We start from the raw sequence: 15,233 nt of genomic DNA, 5'->3' as shown, positions 1-15,233 counted from the left end.
GTCGGGGTGCCGGGCCCGGACGGGTCGGTCCGGGCCCGGCTCGTCGGATCAGCTCGCGCCGAGCTCCGTGAGTGCCCGGTCCGCCCCGCGGTGCAGCCCCACCGGGTCGGTCTTGCGGGCGTTGGTGAGGTCGATGCCCTTGGCGGCCGGGTTGGCCTGGGCCAGGGTGTCCTTCTTCTCGAAGACCGTCTTCGTGATCACGCAGGCCACGTCGGCGTCCAGGTTGTCGCGGACCAGCAGCACGTTCGGCACCACGATGGTGGGCACGTCGGCGGGCGTCCGGTAGACGTCCCTGCCGATGGTCCCGGCCTGGTACGCCGGGTTCAGCTCGGCCATCTTCGGCAGCAGCGGGCTGATGTCGAGGAACTTCACCTTGTCGCCGGCCGTGGTGAACAGGTCGGTCACCCCGCCGGTGGGCACGCCGCCGGACCAGAAGAAGCCGTCGATGCTGCCGTCCTTCATCCCGTCGACGGTCTTGGTCAGGTCGAGCCGCTGCGCCTGGACGTCCTTGGCGGGGTCGAGCCCGGCGGCGGTGAGCAGCCGGTTGGCGATGACCTCGGTGCCGGACTTGGGCGAGCCCGTGGAGATCTTCCTGCCCTTCATGCCGGCCACCGAGGTGATCCCGGAGTCGGCCCGGACGACCACCTGCGTGTAGTTGTCGTAGATCCGGGCCAGCGCCTTGACCGGCTGCGGGGACGAGAAGCTGTCCTTGCCCTGCACCGCGTTGACGGCGGTGTCGAAGAGGGAGAACGCCACGTCGTACTGGCCCGCCACGAGCTGCTCGACGTTCTGCACCGAGGCGCCGGTCTCGGCGGCGGTGCCGGTGAGCTTGCCCCCGGTGGCCGCGGCGAGCTGGCCGGCGAGGGCGTTGCCGACCACGTAGTAGACGCCGGTGGCGTTGCCGGTGGCGATGCCGACCCGGGTGTCCTTGGTGACCTTGCAGGTGATCTCGCGGGCGGCGTCGTCCGTCGCCGCGCCGTCCTGACGGCCCCCGCATCCGGCGGCGCCGGCCGCGACCAGGGCCAGCGCCCCGACGCCCGCGGCGATCCGCACGTCGATCCGTCTCACTCTCTCTCCTCCCGGTGGTCCACCAATTCAGGGACCGACGGGCCGCCGGCGCGACCGGCGGAGCCACGTCGGACGAGCACGCCCGCGACGGCCAGTGCGGCGAGCACCGCGCCGATCGCCATGGGCAGGGGTTCCAGCCAGAGCAGCACCAGCCCGGCGACCGCGCCGAGGAGCCGCTCCGGCGTGCCGGCCGGGCCGACGCCGGGCAGCCAGCCACCCGCCGCCACCGCCAGCACGGTGACGCCGAGCGCGGAGACCACCGCGGCCACCGCGATCCGGCCGGCCCCGCCGATGCCGAGCAGGCCGAGGCCGGTCGGCGTGATCACGAAGGCGATCGGGATGAGGTACGCGGGCAGCGCGTACCGCAGGGTCTGCCACATGGTCGGCACCAGCCGGCCGCCGGTGACCGCGGCGGCGGCCACGGCGGCGAGCGCGGTCGGCGGGGAGACCTCGGACAGCACCGCGAAGTAGAAGACGAACATGGCCGCGGCGGGGGCGGCGACGCCGAGGTGCAGCAGCGCCGGGCCGATGATCACCCAGCCGATCACGAAGGACGCGGTGACCGGCACGGCCAGCCCGAGCAGGGTGAGCGCGACCGCGGCGAGCAGCGCGGTGAGGGCCAGCACCACGGCCGGCTCGGAGCTGACCGCCTGCGCCCCGCTGACCAGCAGCGCGGCGGCCTGCGGGCCGAGGCCGGTCTTCGTGGTGGTGGCCGTGATGATGCCGGCCGCCGCGCAGACGGCGCTCACCGCGAGCACCCCGCGTACGCCGCCGCTGAGGGCCGCGACGAGGCGGGCGGGGGTGAGCCGGTGCCGGCGGTCCAGGAAGGACAGCGCGGCGGCCAGCACGGTGGCGATCACCACGGCCCGGGTGGCCGAGGCGCCCATGGCGAGCACCACGATGATCACGAGGAGCGAGAGGAAGTGGTAGCCGAAGCGGAGCAGCAGCCGACCGGCCGACCCGGTGTCGATGACCACCGGGCGGACCCCGGAACGCCGGGCGTCGATCTCGACGGAGAGCAGGATGCCCAGGTAGTAGAGGATCGTCGGTACGGTGGCCCAGCCGAGCACCTGGAGGTAGGACACGCCCAGGTATTCCGCGATGATGAAGGCCGCGGCGCCCAGCGTGGGCGGGGAGAGGATCGCGCCGACACCGGCGGCGGCCAGCATGCCGCCGGCCCGCTCGGCCGGGTAGCCGGCGCGGCGCAGGATCGGCCAGGTCACCGCCCCGATGCTGACCGTGGTGGCGGCACCGGAACCGGAGACCGTGCCGAGCAGGAAGCCGGAGGCGACGGCCGTCCGCCCGGCGGCGGTGCGGGAGCGGCGGAACGCGGCGGCGGAGAGTTCGACGAAGAACCGGCCGGCCCCGGAGAGGTCCAGCACCGCGCCGTAGATGGTGAACAGCACGATGTACGAGGCGGCCACGTCCAGCGGCGTGCCGTAGAAGCCGCTGTCGGAGTTGTAGAACGCGTCGACCAGTTGCGCGAAGTCGAGGCCGGCGTGGGCCACCGGCCAGGCCTGCGGCAGCAGCCCGCCGTAGTAGCCGTAGGCGAGGAACAGCAGGCACACGGCCGGGAGGATCCAGCCGGTGGTGCGCCGGCACGCCTCCAGCAGCAGGAGCAGCAGCACGGTGCCCAGCGCCACGTCCAGCGGCACCAGCAGGCCCTGCCGGTCGAGGAACGCGTCGTAGCCGCCACCGCCCGCACCGAGCGTCACCGGCAGCACGGGATAGAGGCAGGCCAGCAGCGCGACGGCGGCGAGCAGCCAGTCGGCCGGGCGGGGGCCGCGCCGTTCCGCCGGCTCGTCACCGGCCGGCCGGCGGCGCAGCCGCACCCCCGAGGGGTACGCCAGGAACACCATCGGCAGCACGCCGGCGAGGAAAATGATGAGGTAGTACTTGCTGCCCTGCGGAAGTGGAAAGAACACCTGCCAGAGGGCGAGCAGGGCGACGGCCAGAGTGGCGCCGGTGAACAGCAGCGCGACCGGGCCGGACAACACGCGTCCCGGTTTCTCGTCCTCGAACCGGGCCGCCAGTTCCCGGGTGTCGTGGTGCGTCTCCACCGGACCGTCGTCGGCCCACACCGGGTCGGTGGCCGCGCCCTTGTCCGGCGGGAGCGGCAGCGCAGCGGTGTCCCTTTCGGACGCCGGGGACCCGGCCGCGGGGGAACGGGGCGGCGGGGGAGTGGCGTCGGAGGGGCGAACGGGCGGCACGAGGGGGGACGATACGCGAATCGTCTACATCATGGGAACATTGCCGGGCATGATTGCTTTGAGTGACCGGAATGAACGCGTGAATCACTCACCGCGCGCCGATTCCGAGCGGCCTTCACAATTGTCGCGGGAAAGTCGCGAATGGCGTCCCACCCCGGCCGGCCGGCTCGCGTCTCCCCGTTAACCGGTCGAGCCTGTCGGACCCGGCGGCTAGGGTCGGCCGGTGACCAGCACGCAACCACTCATCCAGGCGCGGGGGCTGGTGAAGCGGTTCGGCGACTTCACCGCCGTCGACGGCATCGACGTGGAGGTGCGCCCCGGCGAGGCCTTCGGCTTCCTCGGCCCCAACGGCGCCGGCAAGTCCTCCACCATGCGCATGATCGGCTGCATCTCGCCGCCCTCCGGCGGGGAGCTGCGCATCCTCGGCATGGACCCGGTCCACGACGGCCCGGCGATCCGGGCCCGGCTGGGCGTCTGCCCGCAGCTCGACAGCCTCGATCCCGAGCTGACCGTCCGGGAGAATCTGACCACCTACGCGCGCTACTTCGGCATCCCGCGCCGGGTGGCCCGCGAGCGGGCCGCCGAGCTGCTCGACTTCGTGCAGCTCACCGAGCGGGCCGAGAGCAAGGTCGAGCCGCTCTCCGGCGGCATGAAGCGGCGCCTGACCATCGCCCGCGCGCTGGTCAACAACCCCGAGATCGTGCTGCTCGACGAGCCCACCACCGGGCTCGACCCGCAGGCCCGGCACCTCGTCTGGGAGCGGCTGTTCCGGCTCAAGCAGCAGGGCGTCACGCTCGTGCTCACGACCCACTACATGGACGAGGCCGAGCAGCTCTGCGACCGGCTCGTGGTGATGGACGGCGGCCGGATCGTCGCCGAGGGCTCGCCCCGGGCGCTGATCGAGCAGCACTCCACCCGCGAGGTGGTCGAGCTGCGCTTCGCCGCCGAGTCGCAGGAGCCGTTCGCCGGCAAGCTCGGCGGGCTGGGGGAGCGGGTCGAGGTGCTGCCGGACCGCATCCTGCTCTACGTGCCCGACGGCGACGCCGCGCTCGCCGAGGTGACCGCGCGCGGCCTCGTCCCGGCCAGCGTCCTGGTCCGGCGCAGCAGCCTGGAGGACGTCTTCCTCCACCTCACCGGCCGCACCTTGATCGACTAGGGTGGCGAATCCGGGTCCGCCACCTCGGGCGGCCGGGTGTTGACGGAGGTGTCCGACATGGTGGGTCTGCCGCGGCGTCAGGCCGGGCTAACGGCGCTCTACCTCGGCGTGTTCGCCGCCGTCTGGTTCAGCGTCCCCAAGGCCGATCCGCCGCTGCGGTCGCTGCTCGTCGTGGGCAGCGTCGTCGCACTGCTCGCCGCCGTCGTCGGCGCGGTGCTCGTGGCCCGGGCCGGGCGCCGGGAGGCGGCCCAGCGCGACCGGTCCGCCGACCGTCGCTACGGGCTCGTCGTCGTGGCCGAGGTCGTCGTCGGCCTGGCCGGCGCCCTGATCCTGGCCGCCGTCGGGCTCAGCGGCTACATCCCGGTGCTGGTCTGCGCCGTGGTCGGCATCCACTTCCTGCCGCTGGCCCCGGTGCTGCGCGACCGGCTGCTGGTGCCACTCGGCGTGGCCGTCACGCTGGTCGCCCTCGCCGGTCTGATCGTCGACCTCGTCTCGGGGGTGTCCGCCGGGCTGGTCGTCGGCACCGGCGCCGGCACCCTCCTCCTGGCCTACGCGGTGCTCGCCCTGTTCCGCACACGCGGCCTCGACCACCAGGCCGTCGGAGCGGAAGCCGAGCGCCGCGTCGCCTGACCCCCGGCCGCCGGAAGCTGTGCCGTTTGTCCGGCCCGACCGCGGGTAACCGCGGCCAGCCGACCGGACGACTGGGCAGAGGTAGGGCAGGACCATGACCGGAGACGAACAGTACGAGCGCGGTATGGAGGCGCTGCGGGAGGCCGACAGCGGCGCCGGGCAGAAGCTCCTGGACGCCCTCGCCGACGTCTCGCCCGAGCTCAGCTACCGGTCGGTCGCCTGGTCCTACGGCGACCTCTACGTCCGGCCCGAACTGGCGCGCCGCGACCGCGAGCTGATGTGCCTCGGCGTCCTCACCGCCCTCGGTGACGCCGGGTCCCAGCTCGAGGTGCACGTGAACGGCGCGCTCAACGCCGGCCTGACGCCCTCCGAGATCGTCGAGGCGCTGCTTCAGGCGGTGGTCTACTGCGGGGTGCCGCGGGCGGTCAACGCGACCCTCGTCGCCAAGAAGGTCTTCGCCGAACGCAACCTGCTCCCCGTCCACCCCACCCCGGCCCGCTGACCCCCGAATCCTGTAGGCCGCAGACGGCGTCCCCGTCGATCAAGAGGTTTGCGTCGCCCTCCGAGGAGAATCCCGACGCAAACTTCTTGATCAACACACTGGTGGGCCGGGGTCTCGTCCAGCGGCCGACGGTCGTCGAAGGGTTGTCACCGCGCCCGTGCCCAGGTGACGAAGCGGTCGGCCAGCCGCTGCGGCGCGTTCCGCCCGTGCGCGTCGGCGAGGTCCGCCGTCGCCTCGCACAGGAGCGTGCCGAGGTAGACGAGCAGGGCGAGCCGGTCCTCGCGGTACTCCGCGAGCAGCGCCAGCCGCCCCGGTGAGCACGGCCACGGCGCCCCGCAGGCGCGGCAGCGCCAGGCCGGTCGGGCCGCGACGTGCGGGCGGTAGCGGGGCATCTGCGCCTCCTCGCCTCCGTCGTGGGATGGGGGTGCCCGTGCACCTCGTCGTGCGCGGGCACCCCCGGCCTGGTTCCGCCCGCCGTCCGGTGCCCGTGAGCGGTCCCGCTGCGTGACAGTCTGGTGACCTGCCGACTACGGTGGGAGATCCCGCGCGCCGACGACGAGGGCGTACGGCGGCCGGCCGGGAGCGGTACGAGGATGTACGGAGGCTGTCCGTGGACCGTTCGTCCATGCTGGACCACTTCGCCGAGGAGTTGCGGCTCGCCCGGGCCACCAGCGGCCTGTCCCAGAGCGCGCTGGCCGAGGCCCTGAGCTACTCGGGGGCGCTCGTGGCCAAGGTGGAGACCTGCGAGCGCCGGCCCGGCCTCGACTTCGCCCGCCGCTGCGACACGGTGTTCGGCACGGACGGGCGGTTCGAGCGGATCCAGCGGCGGATCAGCCGGGAGACGGTGGTGCCGTGGTTCCGCGACTGGGCCGGCATCGAGCAGGAGGCCACCGCGCTGCGCTGGTTCGAGCCGCTCTACGTGCCGGGCCTGTTGCAGACGGAGGGCTACGCGCGCGCCGTGCTGGCCGGGGCCGGGCTGTTCGCGCCCAACGAGATCGACCAGCAGGTGACGGCGCGCCTCGACCGGCAGAGCGTCCTCACCCGCGACCGGCCACCACTGTTCACCGCGGTCGTCGACGAGTACGTGCTGCGCCGCCGGGTGGGCGGTCCGGAGGTGATGCGCGAGCAGTTGGCGCACCTGGTCAAGCTCGGCCACGCGTTGACGCGGGTCCGAATCCAGGTCGTGCCGCTCTCCGCCGGGGCCTACGCTGGGCTCGACGGCCCCTTCGTGATCGCCACCTCGACCGGCCGGGAGGACATCGTCTACCTGGAGGGCCAGCGTCACGGCCAGGTGGTGGACCGCGCCGAGTTCGTGCAGCAGATGGTCGAGGTGTGGGAAGCGATCCGGGGTGAGGCGCTGTCGCACCAGCAGTCCCTGGAGTTGATCTCGGAAGTGGCGGAGACATGGACCTGACCGGCGCCCGGTGGCGCAAGAGCACCCGCAGCAACGGCAGTGGCGGCGCCTGCGTGGAGGTGGCCGGGAACCTGCCCGGCGTGGTCGCCGTGCGCGACTCCAAGGACCCGGCCGGTCCCGTGCTGACCTTCGGCCCGGACGCGTGGCGCGCGTTCGTCACGCGGGTCGCCGGCCGGCCCTAGCGGCCCGGTCCTCGCGGAAACCGCGGCGACACCGTCCGCCGCCCGTCGTAGGGTGACCGGCGGCCTGTCGTACCCGAGGGGTAGGAAGGCTGACGTGGGCGGAGAACGGGGGTGGTCCACGTGACCGTGGCGGAACGGTCCGGCCGGGCGCTGCCCCGGGTGCCGGCCTTGGCGGTGCTCTCCCACCACCTGGTCGGCTACCGGCGCACCTGGCGGGCCGGCGTCTTCTCGTCCTTCCTGCTGCCGGTGCTCACCGTGCTGGGCTTCGGCGTCGGGGTCGGCGCCTACGTCGACCAGGGCGTGGGTGGGGTGTCCTACCTCGACTGGCTGGTGCCCGGGCTGATTGCCTCCACCGCCTTCCAGGTCGCCGTCGCCGAGTCGACCTGGCCGGTGCTCAGCAACTTCCGCTGGATCCGCACCTACCACGCGCAGGTCGCGGCGCCGCTGCGGGTCGGCGACATCCTGGCCGGGCACCTCGCCTTCGTGCTGTTCCGGGTGGTCACCAGCACGCTGGCGTTCCTGCTGGTGACGGCGCTGTTCGGGGCGCTGCGCTCGCCCTGGGCGCTGACCGTCCCGCTGGTGAGCCTGCTGCTGGGCCTGGCGGCCGCCGCGCCGACCTTCGCGTTCGCCGCCGCGGTGCCGGGCGACAGCTACCTGGCGCTGCTGTTCCGCTTCGCGATCATCCCGATGACCCTCTTCGCCGGGGTGTTCTTCCCGGTCGAGTCCCTGCCGGGCGGGCTGCGCCCCTTCGCCTACGCGACCCCGCTCTGGCACGCGGTGGACCTGTGCCGCGCCGCCACGCTCGGCGTCGCTCCGCAGTGGTCGGTCACCGGCCACCTGCTCTACCTCGCGGTCTGGGCCGCCGCCGGCTGGTGGCTGGCCCGGCGCGTGTTCCAGCGTCAGCTCGTCGTCTAGGGGAAGGTTGTCGTGGTCACTCTCGTCCTGCCCCGGCTGGTCGACACCGCGGGCGTCCGCCGCTCGGCCTCGGTCGCCGAGCGCAACTTCACGGCCCTGCGCAGCGCCTACTGGCTGGTGCTGATCTCCGGCTTCCTGGAGCCGGTGCTCTACCTCTTCTCGATCGGCGTCGGCGTGGGCGCGCTGGTCGGCGACCTGACCCTGCCGGGCGGCCAGGTGGTCTCCTACGCGGCGTTCGTGGCCCCGGCCATGCTGGCCTCGTCGGCCATGAGCGGGGCGCTCTCCGAGACCACCTTCAACTTCTTCGGCAAGATGAAATACATGAAGCTGTACGACGGGGTCATCGCGACCCCGGTGCAGCCGTTCGAGATCGCCCTCGGCGAGCTGGGCTGGGCCATGGTCCGGGGCAGCCTCTACTCGGCCGCGTTCCTGGTCATCATGGTGGCGATGGACCTGACCACCGCGGGCCGGGCGCTGGTCGCGTTCCCGGCCGCCGTGCTGGTCGGCTTCGCGTTCGGCGCGCTCGGCATGACCGTCTCCACGCTGATGCGCAGCTGGCAGGATTTCGACCTCATGGGGTCGGCCCAGTTCACCCTGTTCCTCTTCTCCGGCACGTTCGTCCCGGCCGAGGCCTACCCGGCGGTGCTGCGCTGGCTGGTCGAGGTGACCCCGCTCTACCGGTCGGTGCACCTGATCCGGGGCGTCTGCGTGGGCGGGTCCGGCTGGTCCTGGCTGCTCGACGTGACCTACCTGGTGGCGCTGACCGTCGGCATGCTCGCGCTCGCCTCCGGGCGGATGAGCAGGTTGCTGTACAAGTAGGTGGTTAACCGGCCCTCCCCTCGGGGCATGTCGTGGGACGACACCGACGACGAGGGAGGGGCGATGGCCGCCGACGAGTCTTCCGCCCGGCACGGGCGCGACCGCACCGGGCCGGTGGGCCCGGACGAGGGGCCGGACAGCCCCACCGACCTGCCCCGCACCGGCTGGGTGGCGACGCTCAAGCGCACGGTCCGGGAGTTCCAGGACGACAGCCTGATCGACTGGGCCGCCGCCCTCACCTACTACGGCGTGCTGTCCATCTTCCCGGGCATGCTGGTGCTGATCTCCATCCTCGGCCTGCTCGGTGAGAAGGCCAAGTCGGGGGTGCGGGACACCGTCGACCAGGTGGTGCCGGAGGAGAACATCCGGACGATCATCGAAACGGCGATCAACCAGGCGGGCGCCTCCGGCGGGCTCGCCAGCATCGCGGCGATCATCGGTCTGCTGGCGGCGTTCTGGTCCGCGTCCGGTTACATCGCCGCCTTCATGCGCGCCTCGAACAGCATCTACGACGTGCCGGAGGGCCGGCCGATCTGGAAGACCCTGCCGATCCGGCTCGGCGTGACCGCGATCATCGGCGTCATGCTGCTGGTCAGCGCGGTGATCGTGGTCTTCACCGGCGGCCTGGCCGAGCAGGCGGGCAACGCCATCGGGCTCGGCTCGACCGCCGTCACGGTGTGGAACATCGTCAAGTGGCCGGTGCTGCTGTTGCTGGTCAGCCTGATGTTCGCGATCCTCTACTGGGCCTCGCCCAACGCCCGGCACGGCGGCTTCCGCTGGGTCAGCCCCGGCGGGATCCTGGCCGTGGTCATCTGGCTGGTGGTCTCCGGCCTGTTCGCCCTGTACGTCAGCAACTTCGCCTCGTACAACAAGACCTACGGCGCCGTGGCCGGCGTGATCATCTTCCTGGTCTGGCTCTGGCTCAGCAATATCGCCATCCTGCTGGGCGCGGAGTTCGACGCCGAGCTGGAGCGCAGCCGCGCCATCGAGGCCGGGCACCCGGCCGACGAGGAGCCGTACGTCGAGCTGCGCGACGACCGCAAGCTCAAGAAGAAGCGCAACGCCGCCGGCCGCCGCTGACCAGCGACGATTCGGGCCGCCCCCACCGTGCCGGACACGGCGGGGGCGGCCCGCTTTTCATGATCCACTCTGTGCTTTTGCTCAGATGGACAAAAGTTTCCGCCAGATGTGCCGAAGCTATGGACATGTGACCTGGAAGACTCCTACTGTGTCGGGCACGACACATCGTCATCGCGCCGATGTGCACGACTCCGATGCGGAGGTGAGTCCCGGTGCGGACGATCGACCCGCTGCACGTCCAGCTCCTGCGCACGCTCCGGGACGAGGGCGCCGTGTCCCGGGCCGAGCTCGGCGACCGCCTCCAGATGCCCCGCCCGCGCCTGCTCGCCGAGCTGGAGCGCCTGGTCAACCTCGGCTACGTGGCCGAGGCCGGGCTGGCCGCCTCCCGGGGCGGCCGCCGTTCCACCCTTGTCGAGCTGAGCCCGCACCTGCGCTTCGCCGCGGTCGACCTGGGCGCCAGCTCGATCGACGTCGAGGTGGTCAACGGCCGGCTGGAGCCGGTGGCCGCCTACACCGAGCCCGCCGACATCCGCTCCGGCCCGAAGGTGACCCTCCAGCGGGTCAACGAGCTGCTGCACAAGGCCAGGGTGGACGGCGCCTACGAGCGGCTCGACGCCATCGGCATCGGCGTGCCCGGCCCGGTCAGCTTCCGCGACGGGGTGCCGGTCTCGCCGCCCATCATGCCGGGCTGGGACCGCTTCCCCGTGCGTGAGCTGCTCACCCGCGAGCACGGCTGCCCGGCCGTGGTCGACAACGACGTCAACATCATGGCGATCGGCGAGCGGCACGGCGGCGTCGCGCACTCGGTGGACGACTTCCTGTTCATCAAGATCGGCACCGGCATCGGGTGCGGCATCTACCTCAACGGCGAGGTCTACCGGGGCACCGACGGGTGCGCCGGCGACATCGGCCACATCCAGGTCGACCCGAACGGTCCGATGTGCTCCTGCGGCAACCTCGGTTGCCTGGAGGCGGTGTTCAGCGGGGCTGCGCTGGCCCGGGCGGCCACCGCGGCGGCCCGCGCCGAGGTGTCGCCCGCCCTCGTCGAGCGGCTCGCGGCCCGTGGCGCGGTGACCGCGCTGGACGTGGCGCAGGGGGCGGTCGAGGGGGACGTCACCTGCATCCAGCTCATCCGCGACGGGGGCCGGCGGGTCGGCAGCGTGCTGGCCGGCCTGGTCAGCTTCACCAACCCGTCGATGATCGTGATCGGTGGCGGGCTCGCGCAGCTCGGCCACATCCTGCTCGCCGAGATCCGCAGCGTGGTCTACCGCCGCTCGCTGCCACTGGCCACCGGCAACCTGCCGGTCGTCCTCTCCGAGCTGGGTCCCCGCGCCGGCGTCGCCGGCGCCGCCGTGCTCGCCAGCGACCTCGCCTTCGGCGAAGCCGCATGAGCGCGACGAGCGAGCCGGGAGGCGTCATGAACGACAGCGAGGAGGCCGAGGTGACGAACGAACCGCTCGTCGAGGCGCCCGCCGACACCGTCGCAGGCGAGGTCGTGCTGCGCCTCACCGACGTGGTCAAGACCTTCCCGGGCGTACGCGCGCTGGACGGGGTCCAGCTCGAGGTGCGGGCCGGCGAGGTGCACTGCCTGCTCGGGCAGAACGGCGCCGGCAAGTCGACCCTCATCAAGGTCCTCGCCGGGGTGCACCGGCCGGACTCCGGCGAGGTGGTGTTGCGCGGCGAGCCGGCGGCGTTCGTCAACCCGCAGGCCGCCATGCGGGCCGGGATCGCCACCATCTACCAGGAACTCGACCTGGTCGAGGACCTGTCGGTGGCGGAGAACGCCTTCCTCGGCCACGAGCCGCGCCGGCTCGGCTTCGTCCGGCGCGGGCACATGGCCCGGCGGACGCGGCAGATCCTGGCCCGGCTCGGCCACCCGGAGATCCCGCCCGGGCGGCTGGTCCGCCACCTGCCGGCCGCCGGCAAGCAGATCGTCAGCATGGCCCGGGCGCTCTCGCACGAGGCCCGACTGATCATCATGGACGAACCGAGCGCGGTGCTCGCCCACGACGAGGTGGGCAACCTGTTCCGGATCATCCGGGAGCTCACCGCGCAGGGCATCGCGGTCATCTACATCTCCCACCGGCTGGAGGAGATCCGCGAGATCGGCGACCGGGTCACCGTACTCAAGGACGGCCGGACCACCGCGGCGAACCTGCCCGCCCGGGAGACCCCGACCCGCGACCTGGTCTCCCGGATGACGGGCCGGACCATCGAGTACGTCTTCCCGGACCGCCCGGCCGACGACCCCGCGAGCGACGAGCTGCTGCGGGTCGAGGGGCTGACCCGGCACGGCGAGTTCGCCGACGTCTCGCTCGACGTGCGGGCCGGCGAGATCGTCGGCATCGCCGGGCTGGTCGGCTCCGGCCGCTCGGAGCTGCTGGAGACGATCTACGGGGCCCGCCGGGCGCAGGCCGGCACGGTCCGGATGGGCGGGCGGACCCTGCGCCCGGGCAGCGTCGGCGCGGCCGTGCGGGCCGGCATGGGGATGGCGCCCGAGGAGCGCAAGAGCCAGGCGCTGCTGCTCGGCGAACCGATCTACCGCAACGTCACGCTGGCCACCTTCGGCCGGTACGCCCGCCTCGGCTTCACCGACGCCGCGCGGGAACGGGCCGCGGCGGACCGGATCGCCACCTCGCTGGACCTGCGCCCCCGGGACGTCCGCCGGGCGGTGCGCACCCTGTCCGGCGGCAACCAGCAGAAGGTGGTGGTCGGCCGGTGGCTGCTCGGCGACACCCGGCTGCTGCTGCTCGACGAACCGACCCGGGGTGTGGACGTGGGCGCCCGGGCCGAGCTCTACCAGGTGATCCGGGAACTCGCCGCGCGGGGCGTCGGGGTGCTGCTGGTCTCCAGCGAGGTGCCCGAGGTGCTCGGCCTGGCCGACCGGGTGCTGGTGATGCGGGAGGGCCGGGTGGTCCGCGAGGCCCCGGCCGGCGAACTCGACGAGAACACCGTGCTCGACCTCGTCATGGCGGGGTCCCTCATGGAAGGCGCGCCAGCATGAGCGACACGACACCCACGGCGGCGCCGGAGCGGGCGGCGAGCCTGCCGGCCCAGTCGCCGCCGGTCGACCCGGCCGAGACCGCAAAGGCCGACAGGTCGGCGGGGCTCTCCTGGTGGCGCGGCGACGGCGGCGAGGGCGCCAAGCGCAACCTCGGCCTGCTGGCCACGCTGGTGGTGCTGGTGGTCATCGGCATCCTGACCCGTCCCGACCTCTACGGCGACGCGAGCTGGGTGTGGGGCAACACGCTCACCATCCTGAAGCTCGCCTCGGTGGTCGGCGTGGTCACCGTCGGCATGACCTTCGTGATCATCGGCGGGGGCATCGACCTCTCGGTCGGCGCGATCGTCGCGCTCGCCGGGGTCTGGTGCACCACGCTCGCCACCCAGAGCTACGGCGCCGGCGGCATGATCTTCAGCGCGCTCACCGTCGGGGTCGCGGTCGGCCTGGTCAACGGCCTGCTCGTCTCGTACGGGCGGCTGGTGCCGTTCATCGCCACGCTGGCCATGATGGTCGCCGCCCGCGGTCTCGCCGCGGAGATCTCCGACAAGCAGACCCAGGTCTCCAACGACACCTTCATCAACGGCATCGCCAGCACGAACGTGCTCGGCATCCCGCTGCTGGTCTACATCCTCGCCGCGGTGGTGCTGGCCGGTTGGGTGCTGCTCAACCGCACCACCTTCGGCCGCCGCACGGTGGCCGTCGGCGGCAACCCCGAGGCGGCCCGGCTCGCCGGCATCAACGTGCGCCGGCACACCGTGCTGCTCTACGCGCTCTCCGGCCTCTGCTGCGGCATCGCCGCCATCATGCTGACCGCGCAGGCCACCTCCGCCCAGGCGGCGATGGCCAACCTCTACGAGCTGGACGCGATCGCCGCCGCGATCATCGGCGGCACGCTGCTCAGCGGCGGGCGGGGCACCATCATCGGCTCCCTGCTCGGGGTGATCATCTTCTCCACGATCACCAACCTCTTCGCCATCAACGGCCTCTCCACCGAGGCCCAGAACATGGTCAAGGGCGGCATCATCGTCGCCGCCGTCCTGGTCCAGCAGGTGCAGTTCCGCAGCCTCACCCAGTTCCTCGCCCGCAACCGCGCCACCACCACCTGATCCCACCGCGCCCGCCAGGCCGCCGTCCTCACCGACGGTGGTCCGGCCCGCCGCACCCGAAAACACCCCACCACCTCATTTCAGGAGGCCGTCATGACAAGTGACCTGTCGCGCCGCCGGCTGCTCTTCGGCGGGGCCGCGCTCTCCGCCGGCGTGCTGCTCGCCGGCTGCACCAGCAACGAGCAGACCCCGACCGAGGCGCAGACCAAGGCCGCGGCGACCGGCGCCAACCAGGAGCCGGGCAAGAAGGTGACCATCGGCTTCTCCGCCCCGGCTGCCGACCACGGCTGGATCGCCGCCATCACCAACAACGCCAAGGCGCAGGCCGGCGCGTACTCGGACGTGGAGCTGAAGAGCGTCGAGGCCGGCAGCGACGCGGCGGCCCAGCGGGCGGCCCTGTCCACCCTGATCTCCCAGAAGCCCGACGTGATCGTGCTGCTGCCGCACGACGGCAAGGAGCTCAACGCGTTCGGCCTGGAGGCCATGAAGGCCGGCATCCCGGTGGTCAACCTGGACCGGGCCTTCCCCGACGCGCGGGCGTACCGGCTCCAGATCAAGGGCGACAACTACGGCATGGGAGTGGCCGCCGCCACCTACATCGCCGAGCAGTTGAAGGCGAAGGGTGTCAGCAACCCGGTCATCGGCGAGATTCCCGGCATCGACTCGCTGGAGCTGACCCAGGAACGCTCCAAGGGCTTCGCCGACACGCTGGCCTCCCTCGGCCTCAAGGTGGCCAACCGCCGCCCGGCCGAGTTCACCGCGGACTCGGGCCAGCAGGCCGCCACCGGCCTCTTCCAGGCGCTGCCCAAGATCGACGCGATCTGGAACCACGACGACGACCAGGGCATCGGCGTCCTGGCCGCGGTCAACCAGGCCAACCGCAAGGAGTTCTTCATGGTCGGCGGCGCCGGCTCGAAGAAGGCCATGGAGGACATCGCGGCCGACAACACGGTGCTGAAGGCCACCGTCACCTACAGCCCGTCGATGGCTTCCTCGGCCATCTCCCTGGCCCGCCTCATCGGCCAGGGCAAGGGCATGTCCGACCTGGTCGAACTCCAGGTACCGAAGGAGATCGTGCTCGCCTCCGAGACGATCACCAAGGAGAACGCGAGCGACTACCTGAAGCTCGGGTTCTGACACACGGGGG

At 72.4% G+C, this 15,233-nt stretch carries 15 protein-coding genes; 12 read left to right on the top strand and 3 right to left on the bottom strand.

What is annotated here, in order from left to right:
• Positions 1 to 48 precede the first annotated feature (48 nt).
• A complete protein-coding gene (locus GA0070214_RS26645) occupies positions 49 to 1,068 on the bottom strand; it encodes a TAXI family TRAP transporter solute-binding subunit (protein ID WP_091269245.1) in 1,020 nt (339 codons plus the stop codon).
• A complete protein-coding gene (locus tag GA0070214_RS26640) occupies positions 1,065 to 3,188 on the bottom strand; it encodes a TRAP transporter permease (protein WP_091269281.1) in 2,124 nt (707 codons plus the stop codon). The genes GA0070214_RS26645 and GA0070214_RS26640 overlap by 4 nt, the downstream gene beginning before the upstream one ends.
• A 313-nt stretch (positions 3,189 to 3,501) precedes the next feature.
• On the opposite strand from GA0070214_RS26640, the gene GA0070214_RS26635 reads away from it, so the two are divergent.
• From GA0070214_RS26635 to GA0070214_RS26625, 3 genes are all read left to right on the top strand, one after another.
• Positions 3,502 to 4,434: an ABC transporter ATP-binding protein gene (locus GA0070214_RS26635; protein WP_091269244.1), complete on the top strand. Its 933-nt coding sequence runs from the start codon at positions 3,502 to 3,504 to the stop codon at positions 4,432 to 4,434.
• A gap of 57 nt (positions 4,435 to 4,491) precedes the next feature.
• Positions 4,492 to 5,064 (top strand): hypothetical protein, encoded by a 573-nt coding sequence (locus GA0070214_RS26630; protein ID WP_091269243.1) that lies wholly within the window; start codon positions 4,492 to 4,494, stop codon positions 5,062 to 5,064.
• Between the two features lie 94 nt (positions 5,065 to 5,158).
• Positions 5,159 to 5,566 (top strand): carboxymuconolactone decarboxylase family protein, encoded by a 408-nt coding sequence (locus GA0070214_RS26625; protein ID WP_091269242.1) that lies wholly within the window; start codon positions 5,159 to 5,161, stop codon positions 5,564 to 5,566.
• Positions 5,567 to 5,712: 146 nt separating this feature from the next.
• Here the strand turns inward: GA0070214_RS26625 and GA0070214_RS26620 are convergent, their stop codons facing one another.
• Positions 5,713 to 5,958: a flavin reductase gene (locus tag GA0070214_RS26620; RefSeq protein WP_091269241.1), complete on the bottom strand. Its 246-nt coding sequence runs from the start codon at positions 5,956 to 5,958 to the stop codon at positions 5,713 to 5,715.
• Positions 5,959 to 6,176: 218 nt separating this feature from the next.
• On the opposite strand from GA0070214_RS26620, the gene GA0070214_RS26615 reads away from it, so the two are divergent.
• The 9 genes from GA0070214_RS26615 to GA0070214_RS26575 all read left to right on the top strand — a co-directional run bounded on the left by GA0070214_RS26615 (position 6,177) and on the right by GA0070214_RS26575 (position 15,223).
• Positions 6,177 to 6,980, top strand: a complete 804-nt coding sequence (locus GA0070214_RS26615) for a helix-turn-helix domain-containing protein (RefSeq protein ID WP_244167862.1) — start codon at positions 6,177 to 6,179, stop codon at positions 6,978 to 6,980.
• Positions 6,971 to 7,162 (top strand): DUF397 domain-containing protein, encoded by a 192-nt coding sequence (locus tag GA0070214_RS26610; protein WP_091269239.1) that lies wholly within the window; start codon positions 6,971 to 6,973, stop codon positions 7,160 to 7,162. The genes GA0070214_RS26615 and GA0070214_RS26610 overlap by 10 nt, the downstream gene beginning before the upstream one ends.
• Before the next feature lie 120 nt (positions 7,163 to 7,282).
• Positions 7,283 to 8,077, top strand: coding sequence for an ABC transporter permease (locus tag GA0070214_RS26605; RefSeq protein WP_244167861.1), 795 nt, complete (start codon positions 7,283 to 7,285; stop codon positions 8,075 to 8,077).
• 12 nt (positions 8,078 to 8,089) lie between these two features.
• Complete coding sequence (locus GA0070214_RS26600; protein ID WP_091269237.1) at positions 8,090 to 8,896, top strand: ABC transporter permease; 807 nt, start codon at positions 8,090 to 8,092, stop codon at positions 8,894 to 8,896.
• Positions 8,897 to 8,923: 27 nt separating this feature from the next.
• A complete protein-coding gene (locus tag GA0070214_RS26595; protein WP_377463634.1) occupies positions 8,924 to 9,976 on the top strand; it encodes a YihY/virulence factor BrkB family protein in 1,053 nt (350 codons plus the stop codon).
• A 212-nt stretch (positions 9,977 to 10,188) separates the two neighbouring features.
• A complete protein-coding gene (locus GA0070214_RS26590; protein ID WP_091269236.1) occupies positions 10,189 to 11,367 on the top strand; it encodes an ROK family transcriptional regulator in 1,179 nt (392 codons plus the stop codon).
• 26 nt (positions 11,368 to 11,393) lie between these two features.
• Positions 11,394 to 12,980 (top strand): sugar ABC transporter ATP-binding protein, encoded by a 1,587-nt coding sequence (locus tag GA0070214_RS26585; RefSeq protein ID WP_091269235.1) that lies wholly within the window; start codon positions 11,394 to 11,396, stop codon positions 12,978 to 12,980.
• Entirely contained in the window at positions 12,977 to 14,086 is a 1,110-nt protein-coding gene (locus tag GA0070214_RS26580) for an ABC transporter permease (protein ID WP_091269234.1), read from the top strand. The genes GA0070214_RS26585 and GA0070214_RS26580 overlap by 4 nt, the downstream gene beginning before the upstream one ends.
• A 93-nt stretch (positions 14,087 to 14,179) precedes the next feature.
• Positions 14,180 to 15,223, top strand: coding sequence for a substrate-binding domain-containing protein (locus GA0070214_RS26575; protein WP_091269233.1), 1,044 nt, complete (start codon positions 14,180 to 14,182; stop codon positions 15,221 to 15,223).
• The last annotated feature ends 10 nt before the right edge of the window (positions 15,224 to 15,233 follow it).

This window comes from Micromonospora chaiyaphumensis (genome assembly GCF_900091435.1).
Taxonomy (GTDB): domain Bacteria; phylum Actinomycetota; class Actinomycetes; order Mycobacteriales; family Micromonosporaceae; genus Micromonospora; species Micromonospora chaiyaphumensis.
This window is presented reverse-complemented; position numbering and strand designations above follow the sequence as displayed.